The organism is Brevundimonas sp. (assembly GCF_036963785.1).
In the GTDB taxonomy this organism is placed as follows: Bacteria; Pseudomonadota; Alphaproteobacteria; order Caulobacterales; family Caulobacteraceae; genus Brevundimonas.
The window spans coordinates 1-531 of record NZ_JBALUS010000023.1 but is presented as its reverse complement, the minus strand read 5'-3'; the positions used below and the strand labels follow the sequence as shown (position 1 = coordinate 531).

The 531-nt window shown below is 48.6% G+C and carries 1 rRNA gene; it reads right to left on the bottom strand.

The features are described from left to right. Positions 1–331: ribosomal RNA gene (locus V7672_RS15270) — 16S ribosomal RNA — on the bottom strand; the annotation flags it as partial. Between the last annotated feature and the right edge of the window lie 200 nt (positions 332–531).

Sequence of the window (531 nt, the reverse complement as noted above, 5' to 3'; positions counted from 1 at the left end):
TGGTCCGTGTCTCAGTACCAGTGTGGGGGATCTCCCTCTCAGGACCCCTACCCATCGTCGCCTTGGTGCGCCGTTACCGCACCAACTAGCTAATGGGACGCATACCCATCCCCCGCCGTGTCCTTTGAACCCCGCACGATGCCGTGCGGCGTTGCCATGGGGCGTTAATCCAAATTTCTCTGGGCTATTCCCCAGCGGGGGGCAGGTTGTATACGCGTTGCGCACCCGTGCGCCGGTCGTCAGCGGAGCAAGCTCCCTGTTACCCCTCGACTTGCATGTGTTAGGCCTGCCGCTAGCGTTCATCCTGAGCCAGGATCAAACTCTTCATCGTAGTGTCTTATATAATATTCCACGATATAAGGAAATTTAATCACTCTCCTTAGAGAGCTCAAAATGGTCATTCTAGTTTTAATTCAAATATTATCTATCTCTAAATAATACGCGTTGTCAATTCAATATGTCAAATAACTTTCCCTCTAATTAAAGAAGAAACTTCTTGAAAGATGCTAAGGAATCGAACCTTAATTTTAC